The organism is Burkholderia sp. BCC1640, from assembly GCF_902833125.1.
GTDB classification, from domain to species: domain Bacteria; phylum Pseudomonadota; class Gammaproteobacteria; order Burkholderiales; family Burkholderiaceae; genus Burkholderia; species Burkholderia diffusa.
Genome location: NZ_CADFEF010000092.1, coordinates 1 through 1,307, shown reverse-complemented (window position 1 = coordinate 1,307; position 1,307 = coordinate 1). Strand labels below are relative to the sequence as shown.

At 63.7% G+C, this 1,307-nt stretch carries 1 pseudogene; it reads right to left on the bottom strand.

The features are described 5' to 3' along the window. A pseudogene (locus HWX25_RS32585) lies at positions 1–1,307 on the bottom strand (hemagglutinin); the annotation flags it as partial.

Sequence of the window (1,307 nt, the reverse complement as noted above, 5' to 3'; positions counted from 1 at the left end):
GACAGCGAGTTGATGCCGGTCGAGGTCGACGTGGACAGCGAGCTGATCGAGCTGGTTGCCGACGAGAGGCCGGTCGACGTAGAGGTCGACAGCGAAGCCACCGTGCTATCGGTCGAGCTGAGGCCGGTGGACAGCGAGTTGATGCCGGTCGAGGTCGACGTGGACAGGGAGCTGATCGAGCTATTGGCCGACGAGAGGCCGGTCGAAGTCGAGGTGGACAGCGAGCTGATCGAGCTATTCGCCGACGAGAGGCCCGTCGACGTGGAGGTCGACAGCGAAGCGACCGAGCTGTCGGTCGAGCTGAGGCCCGTGGACAAGGAGCTGATGCCGGTCGAGGTCGACGTGGACAACGAGCTGATCGAGCTGGTTGCCGACGACAGACCGGTCGACGTGGAGGTCGACAGCGAAGCCACTGTGCTATCGGTCGAGCTGAGGCCCGTGGACAGCGAGTTGATACCGGTCGAGGTCGACGTGGACAGCGAGCTGATCGAGCTGGTTGCCGACGAGAGGCCGGTCGACGTGGAGGTCGACAGCGAAGCCACCGTGCTATCGGTTGAGCTGAGGCCCGTGGACAGCGAGTTGATACCGGTCGAAGTCGAGGTGGACAGCGAGCTGATCGAGCTGGTTGCCGACGAGAGACCCGTCGACGTGGAGGTCGAGAGCGACGCCACCGAGCTGTTGGTCGAGCTCAGGCCCGTGGACAACGAGTTGATGCCGGTCGAGGTCGACGTCGAGAGCGAGCTGATCGAGCTATTGGCCGACGAGAGGCCGGTCGAAGTCGAGGTGGACAGGGAGCTGATCGAGCTGGTTGCCGACGACAGACCGGTCGACGTCGAAGTCGACAGCGAAGCCACCGTGCTATCGGTTGAGCTGAGGCCCGTGGACAGCGAATTGATGCCGGTCGAGGTCGAAGTGGACAGCGACGAGATCGAGCTGTTCGCCGACGACAGGCCGGTCGACGTGGAAGTCGACAGCGAAGTCACCGAGCTGTTGGTCGAGCTGAGGCCGGTCGACAGCGAGTTGATGCCGGTCGAGGTCGACGTCGAGAGCGAGCTGATCGAGCTGTTCGCCGATGAGAGGCCGGTCGACGTGGAGGTCGACAGCGAAGCGACCGAGCTATCGGTCGAGCTCAAGCCTGTGGACAGCGAGTTGATACCCGTCGAGGTCGAGGTCGAGAGCGACGAAATCGAGCTGTTCGCCGACGACAGACCCGTCGACGTGGAGGTCGAGAGCGAGGCCACCGAACTGTTGGTCGAGCTCAAGCCCGTGGACAACGAGTTGATGCCGGTCGAAGTCGAGGTGGACAG